This window comes from Pseudomonas sp. Tof1 (assembly GCF_055390395.1).
Window position 1 is genome coordinate 1402314 of record NZ_AP024344.1, and the last position, 19959, is coordinate 1422272.

Annotated in this window: 20 protein-coding genes; 9 read left to right on the forward strand and 11 right to left on the reverse strand. The window is 63.7% G+C overall.

Annotated features, from left to right (window positions below; translation table 11 throughout):
• The first annotated feature begins 90 nt into the window (after positions 1-90).
• Positions 91-783: a uracil-DNA glycosylase gene (gene ung, locus ACZ5KU_RS06350; protein ID WP_054061059.1), complete on the forward strand. Its 693-nt coding sequence runs from the start codon at positions 91-93 to the stop codon at positions 781-783.
• 32 nt (positions 784-815) lie between these two features.
• On the opposite strand, the gene ACZ5KU_RS06355 is transcribed toward ung, so the two are convergent.
• From ACZ5KU_RS06355 to ACZ5KU_RS06370, 4 genes are all read right to left on the reverse strand, one after another.
• Complete coding sequence (locus ACZ5KU_RS06355) at positions 816-1844, reverse strand: AbrB family transcriptional regulator (protein ID WP_054061820.1); 1029 nt, start codon at positions 1842-1844, stop codon at positions 816-818.
• Positions 1837-3351 (reverse strand): tripartite tricarboxylate transporter permease, encoded by a 1515-nt coding sequence (locus ACZ5KU_RS06360; RefSeq protein ID WP_054061057.1) that lies wholly within the window; start codon positions 3349-3351, stop codon positions 1837-1839. The genes ACZ5KU_RS06355 and ACZ5KU_RS06360 overlap by 8 nt, the downstream gene beginning before the upstream one ends.
• A 1-nt stretch (position 3352) precedes the next feature.
• Positions 3353-3811, reverse strand: coding sequence for a tripartite tricarboxylate transporter TctB family protein (locus ACZ5KU_RS06365; RefSeq protein WP_054061056.1), 459 nt, complete (start codon positions 3809-3811; stop codon positions 3353-3355).
• A gap of 62 nt (positions 3812-3873) precedes the next feature.
• A complete protein-coding gene (locus ACZ5KU_RS06370) occupies positions 3874-4854 on the reverse strand; it encodes a Bug family tripartite tricarboxylate transporter substrate binding protein (RefSeq protein ID WP_054061055.1) in 981 nt (326 codons plus the stop codon).
• Positions 4855-5289: 435 nt separating this feature from the next.
• Between ACZ5KU_RS06370 and ACZ5KU_RS06375 the strand changes: the two genes are divergently transcribed.
• Together ACZ5KU_RS06375 and ACZ5KU_RS06380 are read left to right on the forward strand one after the other, a co-directional pair.
• The gene (locus tag ACZ5KU_RS06375; protein ID WP_017906220.1) at positions 5290-5961 is read left to right on the forward strand and encodes a response regulator; all 672 of its coding nucleotides are present in this window, start codon (positions 5290-5292) and stop codon (positions 5959-5961) included.
• Entirely contained in the window at positions 5954-7339 is a 1386-nt protein-coding gene (locus ACZ5KU_RS06380; RefSeq protein ID WP_054061054.1) for a sensor histidine kinase, read from the forward strand. The genes ACZ5KU_RS06375 and ACZ5KU_RS06380 overlap by 8 nt, the downstream gene beginning before the upstream one ends.
• 58 nt (positions 7340-7397) lie before the next feature.
• Here ACZ5KU_RS06380 and ACZ5KU_RS06385 read toward each other — a convergent pair whose 3' ends face one another.
• Positions 7398-8219, reverse strand: a complete 822-nt coding sequence (locus tag ACZ5KU_RS06385) for an HDOD domain-containing protein (protein ID WP_054061053.1) — start codon at positions 8217-8219, stop codon at positions 7398-7400.
• Between the two features lie 23 nt (positions 8220-8242).
• Positions 8243-9184 carry a CAF17-like 4Fe-4S cluster assembly/insertion protein YgfZ gene (gene ygfZ / locus ACZ5KU_RS06390; protein WP_054061052.1) on the reverse strand — a complete coding sequence of 314 codons (942 nt, stop codon included), beginning with the start codon at positions 9182-9184 and terminating at the stop codon, positions 8243-8245.
• 151 nt (positions 9185-9335) lie between these two features.
• Between ygfZ and ACZ5KU_RS06395 the strand changes: the two genes are divergently transcribed.
• The gene (locus ACZ5KU_RS06395; protein WP_054061051.1) at positions 9336-9590 is read left to right on the forward strand and encodes an FAD assembly factor SdhE; all 255 of its coding nucleotides are present in this window, start codon (positions 9336-9338) and stop codon (positions 9588-9590) included.
• Positions 9574-10026, forward strand: coding sequence for a protein YgfX (locus tag ACZ5KU_RS06400; RefSeq protein ID WP_054061050.1), 453 nt, complete (start codon positions 9574-9576; stop codon positions 10024-10026). Before ACZ5KU_RS06395 ends, ACZ5KU_RS06400 begins: the two co-directional genes overlap by 17 nt.
• Here the strand turns inward: ACZ5KU_RS06400 and nadB are convergent.
• Positions 9995-11611 carry an L-aspartate oxidase gene (gene nadB / locus ACZ5KU_RS06405; RefSeq protein WP_054061049.1) on the reverse strand — a complete coding sequence of 539 codons (1617 nt, stop codon included), beginning with the start codon at positions 11609-11611 and terminating at the stop codon, positions 9995-9997. The two genes, ACZ5KU_RS06400 and nadB, sit on opposite strands and share 32 nt — an antisense overlap.
• Before the next feature lie 564 nt (positions 11612-12175).
• Between nadB and rpoE the strand changes: the two genes are divergently transcribed.
• From rpoE to ACZ5KU_RS06425, 4 genes are all read left to right on the forward strand, one after another.
• Positions 12176-12757 (forward strand): RNA polymerase sigma factor RpoE/AlgU, encoded by a 582-nt coding sequence (gene rpoE, locus ACZ5KU_RS06410; RefSeq protein WP_010452874.1) that lies wholly within the window; start codon positions 12176-12178, stop codon positions 12755-12757.
• Between the two features lie 31 nt (positions 12758-12788).
• A complete protein-coding gene (locus ACZ5KU_RS06415; RefSeq protein WP_017906213.1) occupies positions 12789-13379 on the forward strand; it encodes a sigma-E factor negative regulatory protein in 591 nt (196 codons plus the stop codon).
• Positions 13380-13387: 8 nt separating this feature from the next.
• Positions 13388-14350 (forward strand): MucB/RseB C-terminal domain-containing protein, encoded by a 963-nt coding sequence (locus ACZ5KU_RS06420; protein WP_464736927.1) that lies wholly within the window; start codon positions 13388-13390, stop codon positions 14348-14350.
• Positions 14351-14601: 251 nt separating this feature from the next.
• Positions 14602-16026: a DegQ family serine endoprotease gene (locus ACZ5KU_RS06425; protein WP_416773437.1), complete on the forward strand. Its 1425-nt coding sequence runs from the start codon at positions 14602-14604 to the stop codon at positions 16024-16026.
• A gap of 77 nt (positions 16027-16103) precedes the next feature.
• Here ACZ5KU_RS06425 and ACZ5KU_RS06430 read toward each other — a convergent pair whose 3' ends face one another.
• The 4 genes from ACZ5KU_RS06430 to ACZ5KU_RS06445 all read right to left on the reverse strand — a co-directional run bounded on the left by ACZ5KU_RS06430 (position 16104) and on the right by ACZ5KU_RS06445 (position 19883).
• Positions 16104-16589 carry an RDD family protein gene (locus ACZ5KU_RS06430; protein WP_054061045.1) on the reverse strand — a complete coding sequence of 162 codons (486 nt, stop codon included), beginning with the start codon at positions 16587-16589 and terminating at the stop codon, positions 16104-16106.
• Between the two features lie 141 nt (positions 16590-16730).
• Positions 16731-16943, reverse strand: a complete 213-nt coding sequence (locus tag ACZ5KU_RS06435) for a cold-shock protein (RefSeq protein ID WP_017906209.1) — start codon at positions 16941-16943, stop codon at positions 16731-16733.
• Between the two features lie 389 nt (positions 16944-17332).
• Positions 17333-18457, reverse strand: coding sequence for a glycine cleavage system aminomethyltransferase GcvT (gene gcvT, locus ACZ5KU_RS06440; protein ID WP_054061044.1), 1125 nt, complete (start codon positions 18455-18457; stop codon positions 17333-17335).
• Between the two features lie 49 nt (positions 18458-18506).
• Positions 18507-19883, reverse strand: a complete 1377-nt coding sequence (locus ACZ5KU_RS06445) for an L-serine ammonia-lyase (protein WP_054061043.1) — start codon at positions 19881-19883, stop codon at positions 18507-18509.
• Positions 19884-19959 lie beyond the last annotated feature (76 nt).

The window sequence follows — 19959 nt, forward strand, 5'->3', positions numbered from 1 at the left end:
TGTGGGAAACTGCCGGTAATGCGTCGGATCAATTGACAAGCGTGGTAGGCATCCCTAGTGTCCGCCCCATTGTGATTTCCGGACCCCGCCATGACCGACGACGACCGTATCAAACTCGAACCCAGCTGGAAGCAGGCGCTGCGCGAAGAATTCGACAAGCCCTACATGGCCGAGTTGCGCGAGTTCCTGCGCCAGGAGCATGCCGCCGGCAAGCAGATCTATCCGCCAGGTCCGCTGATCTTCAACGCGCTGAACACCACGCCGCTGGACCAGGTCAAGGTGGTCATCCTCGGCCAGGACCCCTATCACGGCCCCGGCCAGGCCCATGGTCTGTGCTTTTCGGTGCAGCCGGGCGTGCCGACGCCGCCGTCGCTGGTGAACATCTACAAGGAATTGCAGCGCGACCTGAACATCGACATCCCCAATCACGGCTACCTGCAGAGTTGGGCCGAGCAGGGCGTGTTGCTGCTCAACACCACCATGACCGTGGAGCGGGGCAATGCGGCGTCCCATGCCAACCGCGGCTGGCAGTTCTTTACCGATAGGATCATCGAGGTGGTCAGCGAGCGCCAGGACAAGCTGGTGTTCCTGCTGTGGGGTTCCCATGCCCAGAGCAAGCAGAAGCTGATCGACTCGACCAAGCACCTGGTGCTGAAGTCGGTGCATCCGTCGCCGCTGTCGGCCTATCGCGGCTTCCTCGGTTGCGGGCACTTCAGCCGGACCAACAAGTTCCTCGAACAGAACGGCCTGACGCCGATCCAGTGGGCCTTGCCACCGCTGTAACCTGGGTACCGCGCTCCTGGGGCGCGGCGACTTCAGGCGGGTCTGTTCCAGTGGCGGAACAACGGCTCGGCCATGAACAGCACGAACAGCAATCGCATCACCTGCATGGCGGTCACCAGCGGGACCGACAGTTGCAGGGTCTCGGCGGTGAGGCTCATCTCGGCGATGCCACCGGGCATCATGCCCAGGGTCAGCGAGCGCAGGTCGAGATGGCTCAGCGCGCTCAGGGCCCAGGCCGACAGGCTGGCGATCAGCATGGTCAACGCCGTGCCGACCAGGGTGCGGCCCATGAATGATGGTGCCCGGCGGAAGAACTCACGATTGAAATGACAACCCAGGCCGCTGCCGATCAGCCACTGGCCGATCTGGCTGGCGCCGTTGGGCAGGCCGATGTGCAGGTCCCAGGCGATGCTCACCGTTGCGCTCACCAGCAAGGGGCCGAACAACCATGGATTGGGTTGGCGCAGTCGCTGCCAGAGCCAGGCGAGCAGGGCGCCGAGGGGAAACAGCACGGCCAGCCAGTGCCAATCGACGACACTGGAACCTTGAATCGGCACACCTTCACCCAGCAGATACTTGAACGCCGCCGGCACACACAGCACCACCACCAGCACCCGCAGGCTCTGGCCGGCGGCGACCCGGCTGAGTACCGCGCCGTTGCGCGCGCCGAGGTTGACCATCTCCCCGGAGCCGCCCGGCATACTGGAGAAGAACGCCGTGGCGCGGTCCTCACCGGTGCGCCGTAGCAGCCACACCCCGAGCACGCTGGACAGGCTGGTGACCAGCGCGCCGAACAGGATCAGGCCGAAATGCGCCATTACCTGTTCCATCACCTGCGGCGTGAAATGCAGGCCGATACCGATGCCCACCACCCACTGGCCGGTCTTGCGTCCACCGGGAATCTCCTTGAGCTGCCAGGGCGTCAGGCAGCGCACCAGAATGATCGCCAGCAGCGAGCCGACCATCCAGGGCAGTGGCCAGCCGACCTGGCTGGCGAGGTAGCCGCCAGCCAGGCCGACCAGCGGGGTTCCCCACCAGTGACGAAAAGCTCGATCAGGCATTGGCCAGGTCACGGCGCTGGGTGGAGCGCTTGCGCCAGATGCGCAGCAGCGGCATCGCCAGCATGATCACGGTCAGCACCCAGACCCCGATGCTGATCGGGCTGGCCCAGAGAATCTCCAATGCACCGTTGGAGATCGACAGCGCCCGGCGCAGGTTCGACTCCATCAGCCCACCGAGGATGAAGCCCAGCAGCACCGGCGACAGTGGGAAATCGAGCTTGCGCAGGATGTAGCCGAAGATGCCGATGCCGATCATCAGGAACAGGTCGAAGGTGGTGGCGTGCACCGCGTAGACGCCGATCGCGGTAATGATCGCGATCACCGGCACCAGTGCCCAGTTCGGCACCGCGAGGATGCGGGTGAAGATACGGATCATCGGGATGTTGAGGATCACCAGCATGACGTTGGCGATGAACAGCGAAGCGATCAGGCCCCAGACGATATCCGGCTGCTGTTCGAACAGCAGCGGGCCGGGGGTGATATTGTACAGCGTCAAGGCGCCGATCATCACCGCGGTGGTGCCCGAACCGGGTACGCCGAGGGTCAGCATCGGCACCAGGGCGCCGCAGGCCGAGGCGCCGATGGCGGTTTCCGGCGCGGCCAGGCCACGCTTGTCGCCCTGGCCGAACTTGCCGCTGCTGCCGGCCAGGCGCTTTTCGGCCATGTAGGACACGGCACTGGCCAGGGTCGCCCCGGCGCCGGGCAGTACGCCCATGATGAAACCCAGCAGGCCGCAGCGGATGTTGACCACGAACACCGAGGCCGCTTCCTTGAGGTTGAACATCATCCGGCCGGTAGCTTTCACCGCTTCCTGGCCGTGGTGGGTTTTCTCCAGCAGCAGGAGGATCTCGCTGATGGAGAACAGGCCCAGCACCAGGACGACGAACTGGATGCCGTCGGTCAGGTGGACGTTATCGCCGGTGAAACGGTAGACGCCGCTATTGGCGTCGATCCCGACACTCGACAGGAACAGCCCGATCAGCGCCGCGATGAAGGTCTTGAGCGGACGATCGCCAGCCATGCCACCGAGGCACACGATGGCGAACACCATCAGTACGAAGTACTCCGCCGGACCGAAGGCGATCGCCCATTTCGCCAGCAGCGGGGCGAACAGCACCATGCCGCAGGTGGCGATGAAGGCGCCGATGAACGAACTCCAGGCCGACAGCGACAGGGCAACGCCCGCCAGGCCCTGGCGGGCCATCGGATAGCCGTCGAGGGTGGTCATCACCGTGGAGGCTTCGCCGGGAATGTTGAGCAGGATCGAGCTGATCCGCCCGCCGTACTCGCAGCCCAGGTAGACCGCCGCCAGCAGGATCAGCGCCGACTCCGGTGGCAGGCCGAGGGCGAAGGCGATCGGGATCAGCAGGGCGACGCCGTTGATCGGGCCGAGGCCGGGCAGCAGGCCGACGATGGTGCCGATCAGGGTGCCACTGAGGGCGGTGACCAGGTTGTAGGGGCTGAGCGCGACGCCGAAGCCCTGGCCCAGGTAGCTGAAAGTATCCATGTCAGTTCTCCAGAACGTCGAGCAGTCCAAGGGGCAGCGGTACATCCATGGCCTTGTCGAACAGCAGGTAGAGGCCAATGCTCATCAGGCTGATGATCACCGCGCTGGGCAGCCAGCGGCCGCCGTACAGGCGCGCCATCGGGATGCCGACGAGGATGCTGCTGAGAATGAAGCCCAGCGGTTCGAAGGTGCCGGCGAACACCAGCAGCAGGCCGACGCAGAGGGCGATCTTGGTCAGAGTTTCGCGATCCAGCGGCGGCTCGTCCTCGCTGTGCTTGAGTGGGGCCGGGCGAAACAGCATGTACAGCAGGGCCAGGCCCATCAGGCCGAGCATCAGCAGCGGGTAGGCGCGCGGCCCCACCGGTTCGTAGGAAAAGGCGGCCTGGTAAGGCCAGGCCATCAGCGCCAGGCCGGCACAGGCCAGCAGCAGCGCGAAGGCGAAGAGACGTTGCAAGAGCATGAGCGACTCCTGGGCCACGCCCCCGTCGCACGGGGTACGTGGCTGCGACTAGAGGGCGGTGGTCACTGGATCAGGCCGAATTCCTTGGCCAGCACCTTGTACTGGGCGACCTGCTTCTTCACGTAGGTGTCCAGCTCCGGGCCGGTCATGGCGAAGGGGAAGAGTTCGCGCTGGTCGCGCAGCTTGGCGAACTCGTCGGAGGCCAGCAGCTTGTCGAACGACTCTTTCCACCAGGCGTAGTCTTCATCGCTGACCTTCGGCCCGAGGTAGAAGCCGCGCACTACCGGCCAGACGATGTCGTAGCCCTGCTCGCGGGCGGTGGGGATATTCTTCATTTCCGGCTCGTCCAGGCGCTGTTCGGAGAACACCGCGAGCAGGCGCATGTCGCCGCTGAGGATGTGTGGCATGGAGTCGGAGATGTCGGTGCTGCCGACCTGGATATGTCCGCCGAGCAGGGCCGTGGCGATTTCGCCGCCGCCCTCGAGGGCCACGTAGCGCAGGTCGCGCGGGTTGATGCCGGCGGCCTTGGCGATCAGGGCGGTCTGCATCCAGTCCTGGCTGCCGACGGTGCCGCCGGAGCCGATCACCACGCTGCCGGGGTCTTTCTTCAGGGCCTTGACCAGGTCGTCGAGGCTCTTGTAAGGCGAGTCGCTTTTCACCGCGATGGCGCCGTAGCTGGTGCCGACGGCGGCCAGCCAGCGCACCGCGCTTTCATCGAAGCGGCCGAACTTGCCCTGGGCCAGGTTCAGCAGCGAGCCGCTGGACCAGGCTACCAGGGTACCGGCATCGGCCGGACGCTGGGCGACCACGGCGTTGTAGGCGACGGCACCCACTCCGCCGGGCATGTAGGTGACGCGCATCGGCTTGCTCAGCACTTTCTCGTTGACCAGGGCGCTTTGCGCCAGCTTGCAGGTCAGGTCGAAGCCACCACCAGGGGAGGCCGGGGCGATGCATTCCGGGCGCTTGGGTTCGGCGGCGAAGGTCTGGCCGGCCAGCAGGGCGAGGCTGGCGGCGAGGGCGAGTTTACGTAGCGACAGGTCCATTGTTCTCTCCAGGGGAGTTGTTGTTATGGGCGTACGGTTTCCACGGGGCAATAGCGTGGCGTGCGAGCGGGCGCGCGCAGTCGTCAGCGTGTGGCGAGAGGTCGATCGGGAGGAGGGGAACCAAAAGAACGGGCAGGCGTGAAAGCCTGAAGCTGTAGAGGCAGCATCGTGTCGGACTCCGTTTTTGTTCTTGTTCTTGATGAAAACGCATCGTGGCGTTTTTCTCGGCATTGCCATTTTTCGGACAGCCATGCGCTGCTGGCAGCGCTGGGCGCAACTGTCCGTGAAAAGACTGTAACGAGCGAACCTTTCACCAACCTTTCATCCGCCAGGGCCCGACAAACATGGGTCTGGCCGGCTAGCGGCGCTACGTTTATTGGGTAAACTCCGTGCTCGAAAGGGCGTTTGGCCGCCCCAGTCAGAGGTGGAAAATTCATGCGTGTACTCTTGGTCGAAGATCATCTGCAGTTGGCCGAAAGTGTCGCCCAGGCGCTCAAGAGTACGGGGTTGACCGTGGATGTGCTGCATGACGGGGTGGCGGCGGACCTGGCCCTGGGCAGCGAGGACTACGCGGCGGCGATCCTCGATGTGGGCCTGCCGCGCATGGATGGTTTCGAAGTGCTGGCGCGGTTGCGCGCACGTGGCAAGAACCTTCCGGTGCTGATGCTGACCGCCCGCAGCGATGTGAAGGATCGGGTTCATGGCCTGAACCTGGGAGCCGACGACTACCTGGCCAAGCCCTTCGAACTCACGGAACTGGAGGCGCGGGTCAAGGCGCTGTTGCGCCGCAGCGTGCTGGGTGGCGAACGACAGCAGCGCTGCGGGGAACTGGTCTATGACCTCGATACCCGCCGTTTCACTCTCGGTGACCAGTTGCTGACCCTGACTTCCCGCGAGCAGGCGGTGCTCGAGGCCCTGGTCGCCCGCCCGGGCCGGGTGATGAGCAAGGAGCAACTGGCGTCCCAGGTGTTCGGCCTGGATGAGGAAGCCAGCGCCGATGCCATCGAGATCTACGTGCATCGCCTGCGCAAGAAACTCGATGGCCATGCGGTGGCCATTGTCACTTTCCGCGGCCTCGGCTACCTGCTGGAAGCCCGTGATGCATAAGCCGGGCAGCCTGCGTTGGCGCTTGTTGTGGAACCTCGCGCTGTTGCTGGTGGTGCTGATGCTCGCCAGTGGCTGGAGTGCCTACTGGAACGGCCGCGAGGCTGCCGACACTGCCTATGACCGAACCCTGCTGGCCTCGGCACGAACCATCGCCGCCGGGCTGTCGCAGCGCGACGGGACCCTCAGCGCCGATGTGCCCTATGTCGCCCTCGACACCTTCGCCTACGACAGTGCCGGACGGATCTACTACCAGGTCAACGACATTCACCAGCAACCGATTTCCGGCTACGAGAATCTCCCGCCGCCACCGCCCGGCACGCCGCGTACCGACGACTACCCGGCCCTGGCGCGGTTCTACGATGCCCAGTACCGCGGCCAGCCGGTACGGGTGGTGAGCCTGCTCAAGGCGGTCAGCGAGCCGAACATGAATGGCATGGCGGAAATCCGGGTGGCCGAGACCGATGAGGCCCGGGTCAACATGGCCCGCAGCCTGATGGCCGACACGTTGTTGCGCCTGGGCATGCTGGCGGGGGGCGCGCTGCTGCTGGTGTGGTTCGCCGTGAGTGCCGCGCTGCGCCCGCTGGAGCGCTTGCGTACGGCGGTGGAAGAGCGTCAGTCGGATGACCTGCGGCCCCTGCCGCTGGTCGAGGTGCAGCGCGAGTTGTGGCCCCTGGTCCGTGCTCTCAACCATTTCACCGAGCGTCTGCGCCGGCAGTTCGAGCGCCAGGAACAGTTCATCGCCGATGCTGCCCATGAACTGCGTACTCCCCTGGCGGCCCTGAAGGCACGCCTGGAACTGGGGCTGCGGGCCTCGGATGCCAACACCTGGCGCAGTACCCTGGAAACGGCGGCCCAGGGCACCGATCGCTTGACCCATCTGGCCAATCAGTTGCTGTCGATGGCACGGGTGGAGAATGGCGCCCGGGCGATTGCCGAGGGCGGTGCTCAGTTGCTCGACCTGAGCCAACTGGCCCGGGAGCTGGGCATGGCCATGGCACCCCTGGCCCATGCCCGAGGCGTGGCACTGGCGCTGGAGGCGGATGAGCCGGTGTGGCTGCGTGGCGAACCGACCCTGCTCAATGAGCTGCTGAGCAACCTGGTGGACAACGCCCTGGCCCATACCCCGGCCGGCGGCAACGTGATCCTGCGGGTCAGTGCTCCGGCGGTGCTGGAGGTGGAGGACGATGGGCCGGGTATTCCGCTGGAGGAGCGCGACCGGGTGTTCGAGCGCTTCTATCGGCGCAACCAGCAGGGCGTGGGGTCGGGACTGGGCCTGGCGATCGTCGGCGAGATCTGTCGGGCGCATCTGGCGCAGATCAGCCTGCATGATGGCGAACAGCGGGGGCTGAAGGTGCGGGTGAGTTTTATCGCCGGTTGAGTGGGTGCCTGCGGTGGCCCGTTTGCGGACTCATCCGCGAACGGAGCACCAAAAGACCCTAGTTGAGCATCATCCGTGCATCATTGAGCTGTTCGACCCAGGCCACATTGTCCGGGGCCAGCCCCAGCTTCCGGAAGGCCGGCAGGCTGGTCGGGTCGATATGGGCAAAGGCCTGTGTCGTGCCCTGGTGGCAGAAAACCGTGGCGATCTGCACCAGGTCCACGTAGTCGGTGGTCGCGCTGTTCCGGCGCAGGTCCAGGTACTGGCTTGGCAACCTGACCAGCCGCTCCGGGAAGTCCCACACCCGCAGCAGCTTGTCGCCCAGCATCGGGTGGATGCTCTCGATCACATGGTCCAGGCTCAGCGGGTCGGCCAGCAGTTCGTAATGATCCTCGGCATAGGTGAGGATCGGCAGCACGCCGATCTGGTGCACCAGCCCGCCGAGCGCCGCCTGGTCCGGCTTGAGTTGGGTGAAATCGCGGCACAGTACGTAGCAGATCCCGGCAATTTCCAGGCTTTTGCGCCAGACCTCACGCATCTTCTGTTCCACCACCTCGGAGCGGGCATGGAAGATCTGCTCCATCACCAGGCCGACCGCCAGGTTGCTGCTGTAGTTCACTCCCAGTCGGGTGATGGCGGTATACAGGTCGGTCACTTCGTGGCTGGCCCGCAGCAGTGGGCTGTTGACCACCTTGATCAGGCGCGCCGACAGCGCGGTGTCGACACCGATCACCTTGCTCAGGGTACTGACGCTGATCTCCGGATCCTCGGCCGCCTCGCGAATCTTCAGGGCGACCTCCGGCAGCGTGGGCAGAACCAGGTCATCGTTATCGATGGCCGCCACCAAGTCCTGTTGGACCTTTTCCGCCAGCTTGTTCATTCGTGCTCTCTACAGCGGTGCAGTTAACGCTGGATTTCGCGGTCGCGGTCCAGTTGATAGGGCAGATCCAGCAGTGTCAACAGCGGACCTTGCAGATCGCCCAGGTGGACCGTGCCTTCCTCGGCCGCTTCGGCCTGCAGGACGGCCAGCAGTTCGATGCTGTCCTCGGCCCTGGCCGCGATCACCACTTCGCCGACCGAGCTGTTGTGGGACGGTGAGAACAGCTCGCTGCCCGGTTGCGGCAGGTGTTCGCCGTCCAGCGCCAGGCGGTACAGGCGACGCTTGAGCTTGCCCAGGTACTGCATGCGCGCGACGATTTCCTGGCCGGTGTAGCAGCCTTTCTTGAAACTGACGCCGCCAACGGCCTGCAGGTTGAGCATCTGCGGGATGAACAGTTCGCGGGTCTGTGGCATGACCTGGCCGATGCCGGCACGCACCTGGCCGAGCAGCCAGGTGTTGAGATCGGCCTCACGCAGTTGGCTGGCCAAGCGGGCACGCACGCTTTCGGCCTGCTGCGCCGGTACCCAGAGTTCGCTGCGACCCGGCGACACACGCACGGCGATCAGGCCATCGGCACGCACTACGCTGTCGCTGTCGGCGGGCAATGGCAGGCCCAGGCCGGCCAGGCAGGTATCGGCTTCGCCGAGGCCGAAACGGACCCAGCCGGCGCTTTCGTCGGTGAGCCTGGCCTTGGAGAACACGGCGTACTTCTTCAGGTCCGCCAGTTGCGGCTCAAGCAGCTCGCCGGCCATGGCCAGCAAGGCTCCGTCACCTTCGAGCAGGATGCGGAAGCTCGATTGCATGCGGCCTTTCTGCGTGCAGCGCGCGCCGAGGCTGGCATGGCTGTCGCTGAGGTAATTGAGGTTGCAGGTCAACTGGCCTTGCAGGAACTTGCTGGCTTCGGCGCCGCGGACAGCGAGGACGCCTTCGTGGGACAGGGTGCAGAAAAAAGCGGAATCGGCCATGAGTCTTCGCAGCATGAAAAAGTCTGGTACACATCATAGAGGGGTGCCCTGGAAATGGATAGTTCGCAAAACGCCGGCTCATGCCGACCAAAGCCGACTGTGCGACGTCGATCAGGCCTGTATACTTGCGGCCAAATTCGAGGAGCGTTCCATGGTCGAAGATGTAGAACTCAATCGCCTCTATTGGCACAGCCGCCGCGGCATGCTGGAGCTGGACGTGCTGCTGGTACCGTTCGTCAAGGAGGTGTACCCGCATCTGAATGACGCCGACCGCGCGTGCTATCGCAATCTGCTCGAGTGCGAGGACCAGGACATGTTCGGCTGGTTCATGGAGCGTTCCGAGTCGCCGGATCCGGAACTGCAGCGCATGGTGCGCATGATCCTGGATCGTGTTCAGCCCAAGTAATCGCTTCGAATGCCGCTGGCGGGCCTCACGGCTGCTGCTGGCGGCGTATCTCGCGGCCCTCGGGTTCGCGCTGCTGTCGTTGTTCTTCCTGGATGTTTCGCTCTGGGCAAGCCTGTCCGGGGCTTTCGCCTGCCTGTTGCACGCGGCCTGGGTGCTGCCGCGACAGATCCTGCTGAGCCATTCTGCGGCTTTTACCGGGCTGCGCCGGGACGAGCAGGGCTGGCAGTTGTGGAGCCGGGCCGGTGGCTGGCAGCCGGTGCGGTTGTGCCGCGACAGCCTGGCCTTGCCCTGGCTGGTGGTACTGCGCTTCCGCCAGCCTGGCAATTGGCTGCCGCGCTCGCTCTGCGTACCTCGCGACGCGCTGGCGCACGATGACCACCGGCGCCTGCGCGTACGGCTCAGGTTCAGCCGGCGTAGGTGGGCGGCACCAGGATAGTGTCGAGGGCCTCGGGCAACTGGCCCGGGTAGTCGAGGGTGTAGTGCAGGCCGCGGCTTTCCTTGCGTTCCATGGCCGAGCGGATCATCAATTCGGCCACCTGGGCCAGATTGCGCAGCTCGATCAGGTCGCGACTGACCTTGTAGTTGCTGTAGAACTCGTCGATCTCGTCCAGCAGCAGGCGCACCCGGTGCTGGGCCCGTTGCAGGCGCTTGTTGGTGCGTACGATGCCCACGTAGTCCCACATGAACCGCCGGAGCTCGTCCCAGTTGTGGGCAATGATCACGTCCTCGTCGGAGTCGGTCACCTGGCTGGCGTCCCAGCTCGGCAGGGCCGCTGGCTGGGCGACCTGCGGAAGTTCCCGGAGGATGTCGGCGGCGGCCGAGCGGGCATAGACGAAACATTCGAGCAGCGAGTTGCTGGCCATGCGGTTGGCGCCGTGCAGGCCGGTGAAGCTGGTTTCGCCGATCGCATACAGGCCGGGAACGTCGGTGCGGCCCTGCTGGTCGACGAGGATGCCGCCACAGGTGTAGTGCGCGGCGGGCACTACCGGGATCGGCTGGCGGGTGATGTCGATGGAGAACGCCAGGCAGCGCTCGTACACCGTCGGGAAGTGCGCCTTGATGAAGGCTTCGGGCTTGTGGCTGATGTCCAGGTAGACGCAGTCGATACCCAGGCGCTTCATCTCGTGGTCGATGGCCCGGGCGACGATATCCCGTGGCGCCAGCTCCGCCCTGGGGTCGAAGCGCGGCATGAAGCGTTCGCCATTGGGCAGCTTGAGGTGCGCACCTTCGCCGCGCAGGGCCTCGGTGATCAGGAAGCTCTTGGCCTGGGGGTGATACAGGCAGGTGGGGTGGAACTGGTTGAACTCCAGGTTCGCCACCCGGCAGCCCGAGCGCCAGGCCATGGCGATACCGTCGCCACAGGCGCCGTCGGGGTTGCTGGTATAGAGGTAGACCTTGGCCGCGCCGCCCGAGGCCAGAATGGTGAAGCGTGCACCGTAGGTATCGACCTCGCCGGTGCCGCGATCGAGCACGTAGGCACCCAGGCAACGCTCGCCGTCCAGGCCCAGGCGCTTCTCGGTGATCAGGTCGACGGCCACGCGCTGTTCCAGCAGTTCGATGTTCGGACGCTGGCGGGCCTGTTCCAGCAAGGTCCTGAAGATCGCCGCGCCGGTGGCATCGGCGGCATGGATGATGCGCCGATGGCTGTGGCCGCCCTCGCGGGTCAGGTGGAACTCGAAACCGCCGTCGTCGACATTGGCCTCTTCATCGCGGGTGAACGGCACTCCCTGGTCGATCAGCCATTGAATGGCCTCGCGGCTGTGCTCGACGGTGAAACGCACCGCGTCCTCATGGCACAGGCCGCCGCCGGCGTTGAGGGTATCCTCGACATGGGATTGCACCGTGTCGGTATCGTCCAGTACCGCCGCGACCCCTCCCTGGGCCCAGAAGGTCGAACCGTTGGCCAGGTCGCCCTTGCTCAGCACGGCGATGCGCAGATGGCCCGGCAGGGTCAGCGCCAGGCTCAGGCCGGCGGCACCGCTGCCAATCACCAGCACATCGTGTTGAAAATGTTGGCTCATCTCAATCAATCCGAAAATAAGCACCGGGTCAACGGTGCGTTGGGCCCGGTCAAGTCAGGGCTCGGAACTCGCCACACGGCCCACTGGTAACTGCTGGGGGGGATCGGCACAATAGCCGGGCCTTCGTGGCATTGTGAAATTACTGCGGGCGGGAAGTGTGCGCCACTCCGGGCTCTCGTGCATATGGTTTTGCACGGTAAGACGATGATTTTTCGGCTATAACGAGGCTCATGCCGCCTTTGCCCGAGGGAACGGCACAATGCTATTACTTGCTGGGGTGTCCGGGAACTTTTAAAACGCCCCGGGCTCCATAGGCAGGTGCCAGAGAGAAGGGGACAGCGTCGGTTGTCTGCGTAGCCTGACGAAGGATACGCCAGCGGATTCGACGACAAGATCATTCACGCAGCCGGCCAGGGCCGTGCTGCGTTTTTCGTGTGGGCCCGTTTGAAGGGTCGCAGGAAACTTGCTTGAAGGGGGAGAACTTTTGCCGACAGTCCGAGTCTATGTTTGCAAGCCTGATCGATTAGCAATGGCAGCCTCCTTCAAGTCCAATGAGGAGCATTCATGCTAACCCAGGAAGAGGATCAGCAGCTGGTCGAACGCGTGCAACGCGGCGATCGGCGGGCTTTCGATCTGCTAGTGCTGAAATACCAGCACAAAATTCTCGGGTTGATCGTGCGCTTTGTGCACGACACCCATGAAGCCCAGGATGTGGCACAGGAAGCGTTTATCAAAGCCTACCGTGCGCTGGGAAATTTTCGCGGTGACAGTGCGTTCTATACCTGGCTGTACCGCATCGCCATCAACACGGCGAAAAACTATCTGGTGTCCCGCGGTCGCAGGCCTCCAGACAGCGATGTGAGTTCCGAAGATGCCGAGTTCTACGATGGCGATCATGGCCTCAAGGATCTCGAATCGCCGGAGCGTGCGTTGCTCCGGGATGAGATCGAAGGCACCGTCCATCGAACCATTCAGCAACTGCCGGAAGATTTGCGTACAGCGTTAACTTTACGTGAATTCGACGGTCTGAGTTATGAGGACATTGCAGCCGTCATGCAATGTCCGGTGGGCACCGTGCGCTCCCGGATTTTCCGCGCTCGGGAGGCCATCGATAAAGCCCTGCAACCGTTGTTGCAGGAAACCTGAGACAGCGGCGACAGCCAAGAGAGGAACCGTCATGAGTCGTGAAGCCCTGCAGGAATCGCTGTCCGCGGTGATGGATAACGAAGCGGACGAATTGGAATTGCGTCGAGTGCTCAACGCCCTCGATGATGCCGACACTCGTGCCACCTGGTCGCGTTATCAGGTTGCCCGGGCTGTGATGCACAAGGATCTGTTGGACCCGCGCCTGGATATCGCATCGGCTGTATCGGCGGCGCTGGCTGGCGAAGATGTGCCAGCCAGGAACACCCGTGGTCCGTGGCGCACCCTCGGTCGCCTGGCGGTGGCCGCTTCGGTGACCATGGCGGTGCTGGCCGGCGTGCGGTTCTACAACCAGGACGAGATTGCCGGCGCCCAACTGGCCCAGCAATCCAATCAGCCGGGCTTGGCCGCGCCAACGGCGAAGGGCCCTGCGGTATTGGCCGGCTATACTGAAGGCTCCGAGCCTACCGGGCCGATGGCCAACGGTGTGCTGCAACAAGGCCAGGCCGGTTGGGACCAGCGTCTGCCAGGCTACCTGCGCCAGCATGCCCAGCAAGCTGCCCTGAAAGGCACCGAGAGCGCGCTGCCCTACGCACGTGCAGCCAGCCTGGAAACCGCCAAGTAAGGAGGATCATGCGCGCACTACCTCTTTTCACGCTTGCCCTGGCCGGCGGATTCGCTCTCGCCGCCCAGGCCGACGAAGCCCAGGACTGGCTGAGCCGTCTTGGGCAAGCCGAGCAGCAGCAAAGCTTCCAGGGCACCTTCGTCTACGAACGCAATGGCAGTTTCTCGACCCACAGTATCTGGCATCTGGTCCAGAACGGTCAGGTTCGCGAACGCCTGCTGCAGCTCGATGGGTCGGCACAAGAGGTGGTACGGGTCGATGGACGCACCGAATGCGTCAGCGGCATGTTGGTAGCGGGGCTCGGCCAATCGCCTGATGCCCATGCCCGCGCGCTTGATCCACAGAAACTCAAGTCCTGGTATGACCTCGCGATCGTTGGCAAGTCCCGCGTCGCCGGTCGCCCTGCGGTGATCGTCTCCCTGACGCCTCGCGATCAGCATCGCTATGGCTTCGAACTGCATCTGGACCGCCAGACCGGCTTGCCCCTGAAGTCGTTGCTGATCAACGACAAGGGCCAGTTGCTCGAACGCTTCCAGTTCACCGAACTCAATACCACCGATATCCCTCAGGACAGCCAATTGCAGGGCGGTGCCGAATGCAAGCCGGTGACCCAGGCCGGCAACCAGGCCCAGGCCAGCAAGGTGGCCCAGCAATGGCATTCCGATTGGCTACCGCCGGGTTTCGAGCTGGTGAACAGTTCGGCGCGTGTCGATCCGCAGACCAAAACCCAGGTCAGCAGCCTGATGTATGACGATGGCCTGGCGCGATTCTCGGTGTTCCTCGAGCCCCTCCACGGCGCCAACATCGCCGATACCCGCACCCAACTCGGCCCGACCGTTGCCGTCTCCCGGCGCCTGACCACGCCGACCGGGGAGATCATGGTCACGGTCGTGGGCGAAATTCCCATCGGGACCGCCGAACGTATCGCCCTGTCGATGCGCACCGGCGATGCGCAGGCTGCCCGGCAGTGAGAGACTGAACCATGACGTCTGTCGCCTCGATCCTGCGCCCACCTGCACGCTGTCTGGCAGCGGGATCGAGATGCCGAAATGTCTGGTGATTATTTTCCCTTGCAAACCAATCGGAATTTTCCTATAGGTCAGGACCCTCTCGGCCCTGGCCTTGTGTGTTGTTCCCGGTCCGTAATCCAGGCTTAATCGTCTTTGGGTTTTATGGTACCTGTCGCTTAACCATGCTCGTTATTCACGGGAGCCGTATGTCGATACCAAGCTTGAAATCCTATCTGTCCATTTTCGCCACGGTCCTGCTTCTTGGGCAGGCGGTGGCGGCCCAGGCCGCGGAGCTGCCCGATTTCACCCAGTTGGTGGAGCAGGCCTCGCCGGCGGTGGTGAACATCAGTACCACCCAGAAGCTGCCGGACCGCAAGGTTTCGGATATCCAGGGGCTGGAAGGCCTGCCTCCGGAGATCCAGCAGTTCTTCCGCGGCTTCCCGCAACCGCGCGGCCCGAAAGGGGGCGGCGGCGGTCGGCAGCGTGAAGCCCAGTCGCTGGGCTCGGGGTTCATCATTTCCAATGACGGCTATATCCTGACCAACAACCATGTGGTCGCCGATGCGGACGAGATCCTCGTGCGCCTGGCCGACCGTAGCGAGCTCAAGGCCAAGCTGGTCGGCACCGATCCGCGTTCCGACGTGGCCCTGCTGAAGATCGACGGCAAGAACCTGCCGACCCTCAAGCTCGGCAAGTCCAAGGACCTGAAACCTGGCCAGTGGGTCGTCGCCATCGGTTCGCCGTTCGGCTTCGACCACACCGTGACCCAGGGTATCGTCAGCGCCGTGGGCCGCAGCCTGCCGAACGAGAACTATGTACCGTTCATCCAGACCGACGTGCCGATCAACCCGGGCAACTCCGGTGGTCCGCTGTTCAACCTCAACGGTGAAGTGGTCGGTATCAACTCGCAGATCTATACCCGTTCCGGTGGCTTCATGGGCGTCTCCTTCGCCATCCCGATCGACGTGGCCATGGACGTTTCCAACCAGTTGAAAGCCGGTGGCAAGGTCAGCCGGGGCTGGCTGGGCGTGGTCATCCAGGAGGTCAACAAGGACCTGGCCGAATCGTTCGGCCTGGACAAGCCGGCCGGTGCCCTGGTCGCCCAGGTGCAGGATGACGGCCCGGCGGCCAAGGGTGGTCTGCAGGTGGGTGACGTGATCCTCAGCATGAACGGCCAGCCTATCGAGATGTCCGCCGACCTGCCGCACCTGGTCGGTGCGCTGAAGGCGGGCGAGAAGGCCAAGCTGGAAGTGGTTCGTGAAGGCCAGCGCAAGACCATCGAGTTGACCGTCGGGGCAATTCCGGACGAAGGCAAGGAAATGGACAGCGGCAAGTCGGCCGGTGCCGAGCGCAGCAGCAACCGTCTGGGCGTTTCCGTTGCCGACCTGAGCGATGAGCAGAAGAAGGCCAACGACCTGGTCAAGGGCGGCGTGGTCATCAAGGAAGTCCAGGATGGTCCTGCGGCGCTGATCGGCCTGCAGCCGGGCGATGTGATCACTCACCTGAACAACCAGGCGATCACCGATGCCAAGCAGTTCACCGAAATCGCCAAGGCCCTGCCGAAGAATCGTTCGGTGTCGATGCGTGTCCTGCGTCAGGGACGTGCGAGCTTCATCACCTTCAAGCTGGCCGAGTAAACCAGCCGGTTGGTGACTGGATGTAGAAAAGCCCGCCTTGAAATGAGGCGGGCTTTTTCATGGGCGGGCGGAAAGTCTCAGCGCTGCTTGGGGATGCGTACCAGCCGACTGTCGGAATAGATGTCGTGCCAGCTGCGTTTCTGCTTGTCCAGCAGTACCCAGATGAAGCCCAGGCCAGCGAAGAGCATGGAAACGATAGCGATGAGAAAGCGCAGCAGGGCCTGCCAGAGGCTGATGGCAGAACCATCGGCGTTCTGTACGCGAATGCCCCATACCTGCATGCCCAGGGTCTGGCCCTTGTAGGTCCAGAATTTGGCGAAGAAGCCGAACAGTACGCAGAACACCACGGTCGAGAACAAGGGGTCGCCGTCCAGGGCGCCGGAGTCCGCCAGGGTCTTGAGGCGCTGCTCGCCGATGATTGCCATCTGCGCCAGCTTGTAGATGAAGCCGGTCACGATCAGCAGGGCGGTGCACAGCAGGGCGTCATAGAACATCGCAGCCAGGCGACGGCCCAGGCCGGCGGCGGGGAAGTCACCCTGTGGGCTTAGTACGTGCTTCGTCATGGGGGCTTTCTCTCGAGGAAAAGGCCATTTTACGAAGCTACCCCCATAAAACCAGACCTGCAGCGGTTGATGCATAAACCGCGCACATAAAAAAAGCCCCTGATGTCACCATCAGGGGCTTTTCAGGCATGAAAACCGAACTCAGTTTTCTGCGATGACTTCGTCAGCCTGCAGGCCTTTCTGGCCCTGTACTGCGATGAAGGTCACTTTCTGGCCTTCTTTCAGGCTCTTGAAGCCGCTGCCCTGAATGGCGCGGAAGTGGACGAACAGATCCGGACCGCTCTCAGGAGTGATAAAACCAAAACCCTTTTCGTCGTTAAACCACTTGACGGTACCGCTCTTACGTTCGGACATTTCTTATTTCCTTTGACGCTAAAAATTAATGACAGCCCCTTTCGCTGGAAAGAGTACTGGGCTGGGTTGCAGGAAAGTAAGAGACGTCGAACGGGTTGTAGCGAACTTAAAGCTACTGCCCAGGTCACGATTCCAAGCGACCCATGCAAACACAGTAGGGAAACTCTACGCCAACTGTGGGAGAAAAAACAAGCCCCCGTCCATCCCGCGATTTGAGGCCGTTTGCCGCAGTTTTCGCGGGCTCTGGCGGGGACATCCCGGACATTCAGGCATTCACTTGTGTTCGACTGTTATAAGCCAAGTTCACTTGCGAATATATGCACTGGTTTGTGGCGGACACGTTACAAACCAGTGCACAGTTTCATTACCGTTAGTTGTTACTGTTGGTATCAACCACGATAGTAACGTTGTGCGACAAACGGCATTTTGCTGACTTTCAGCGGGATGCGCTTGCCTCGTACGATGGCCCAGACCTGGCTGTCCAGAGCGCAGTGGGCGGCATCCAGGTAGCCCATGGCCAGCGGTGCGCCGAGGGTCGGGCCGAAACCACCGCTGCACACGCTGCCGATCACCGTGCCGGCTTCGTCGACGATTTCCGCACCTTCGCGTACGGGAGTCCGCTCCTGGGGCAGCAGGCCAACACGCTTGCGCTGCACCCCCTGTTGCTGTTGGGCGAAGACCTGCTCGGCACCGGGGAAGCCACCGGCACGGGCGCCATCGGCACGCCGGGCCTTGGATATGGCCCAGAGCAGGTTGGCCTCCACGGGCGTGGTCTGCTCGTTCATGTCGTGCCCGTAGAGGCACAGGCCGGCTTCCAGGCGTAGCGAATCGCGGGCGCCGAGGCCGATGGCCTCGACTTCGGTCTCGGCCAGCAGGCTGCGGGCCAGGCTTTCGGCACTGGCTGCCGGCACGGAAATCTCGAAGCCGTCTTCACCGGTGTAGCCGGAGCGGCTGACGTAGCAGTCGACCCCCAGCAGGCGCAGTGGCGCGAACTGCATGAAGGTCATCCGGGTTACTTCCGGTGCCAGGCGCGCCAGCACGGTAACGGCGGCGGGACCTTGCAGGGCGAGCAGGGCGCGCTCCTCGAACAGCGGCTGCACCTCGCACAGATGCCCCAGGTGCTTGCGCAGGTGGGCCAGGTCCTGTTCCTTGCAGGCGGCGTTGACCACCAGGAACAGCTCGTCGTTACCCAGGTTGGCGACCATCAGGTCGTCGAGGATGCCGCCGTTTTCGTTGGTGAACATCGCATAGCGCTGCATGCCCACCGGCAGGTCGACGATATCCACCGGCACCAGGCTTTCCAGGGCCTTGGCGGCCCCGGCGCCGACCAGGCGGATCTGGCCCATGTGCGAGACATCGAACAACCCGGCCTGGTCACGGGTGTGCTGGTGTTCCTTGAGGACGCCCAGCGGGTACTGCACCGGCATTTCATAGCCGGCGAACGGCACCATGCGTGCCCCGAGTTGCAGGTGCAGGGCGTGCAGCGGGGTTTTCAGCAGGTTTTCGGTGGACATCTTCAACTCCTGGAAATTGTCGGAAGGCGGCTTGCGCCAGCCTCGCCGATCAGCATTCGATAATGTTTACGGCCAGACCGCCACGGGCGGTCTCCTTGTATTTGCTCTTCATGTCGGCACCGGTCTGGCGCATGGTGCGGATCACCTTGTCGAGGGAAACGAAGTGCTGGCCGTCACCGCGCAAGGCCATGCGCACGGCATTGATGGCCTTGACCGAACCCATCGCGTTGCGCTCGATGCACGGTACCTGCACCAGCCCGCCGATCGGGTCGCAGGTCAGCCCGAGGTTGTGCTCCATGCCGATTTCGGCGGCGTTCTCGACCTGTTGCACGCTGCCGCCGAGCACCTCGCAGAGGGCGCCGGCGGCCATCGAGCAGGCCACGCCGACCTCGCCCTGGCAGCCGACTTCGGCGCCGGAGATCGAGGCGTTCTCCTTGTAGAGGATGCCGATCGCGGCGGCGGTGAGCAGGAAGCGCACCACGCCATCCTCGTTGGCTCCGGGGATGAAACGCATGTAGTAATGCAGTACGGCGGGGATGATCCCGGCCGCACCGTTGGTCGGCGCGGTGACCACCCGGCCGCCGTTGGCGTTTTCCTCGTTGACCGCCAGGGCGTAGAGGTTGACCCAGTCCAGTACCGACAGCGCATCGCGCAGGGCCGCTTCCGGGTTCTTGCACAGCTGCCGGTGCAGTGCGGCCGCCCGACGCTTGACCTTGAGGCCGCCCTGGAGGATGCCTTCATTACGACAGCCGGCGGCGACGCAGTCCTGCATCACCTGCCAGATCTTCAGCAGGCCGGCGCGGGTTTCCGCCTCGGGCCGCCAGGCGCTTTCGTTGGTCAGCATGACCTGGCTGATGGACAGGCCGTAGGTGCTGCAGTGGCCCAGCAGCTCCTTGGCGCTCTTGAACGGAAAGGTCAGCGGGGTGCTGTCCTCGACGATGCGGTCGGCACCGGCGGCATCTTCGTCGACGACGAAACCGCCGCCGACCGAGTAGTACTCGCGGCTGCGGATCTGGATGCCGGCGCTGTCGAAGGCGCGAAAGATCATGCCGTTGGGGTGATAGGCCAACGGTTTGCGGATCATCGCCAGGTGAAGTTTTTCGCTGAATTCGATGGAATGTTCGCCGAGCAGTTTCAGGCGTCCGCTGCTACGAATGGCTTGCAGACGATCGGCGACGGTTTCGGTATCGACGGTATCGGGGTGCTCGCCCTCGAGCCCGAGCAGCACGGCCTTGTCGCTGCCGTGGCCCTTGCCGGTGGCGCCGAGCGAGCCGTACAGCTCAACCTTGACGCAAGTGGTCTGCTCCAGCAGGTTCTCGCGACGCAGGCCTTCGACGAAACGTGCGGCGGCGCGCATCGGTCCGACGGTGTGGGAGCTGGAGGGACCGATGCCGATCTTGAACAGGTCGAACACGCTCAGGGACATGTGGGTTCTCCGGGGTCGTTCTTATTATGGTGAGGACGCAGTCCCCTGCGGGAGCCAGCAAGCCGGCTCCCACAGG